This is a genomic window from Paenibacillus xylanexedens, assembly GCF_007676705.1.
GTDB classification, from domain to species: Bacteria; Bacillota; Bacilli; order Paenibacillales; family Paenibacillaceae; genus Paenibacillus; species Paenibacillus xylanexedens_C.
Genome location: NZ_VEBF01000334.1, coordinates 1 through 269 on the forward strand (window position 1 = coordinate 1; position 269 = coordinate 269).

General features: G+C 45.0%; 1 pseudogene. It reads right to left on the reverse strand.

The features are described from left to right. Nucleotides 1–69: 69 nt before the first annotated feature. Nucleotides 70–269, reverse strand: a pseudogene (locus FS628_RS30620) (FUSC family protein); the annotation flags it as partial.

Sequence of the window (269 nt, forward strand, 5' to 3'; positions counted from 1 at the left end):
TCGTTCTTTCTCTTCACTGGAGCTCTCCACATGTTCACCAACTCGATTCACACCTTCCACCTGATATCCCTAATCATAGATCCCAGCACCCGCCATCCATAATCCTAACATTCCCTCCTTCTCCATATCAAACTCCCTAATCCCCTCCTCCATCAAACGATCCTTATCTAATATAAATTCTCCACCCTCTTCCCCATTTCCTTTCACTTTATCCTCCAACTTCACCACTCCATCCTCATCCAATTTCATAACCACTTCCACATCCCACT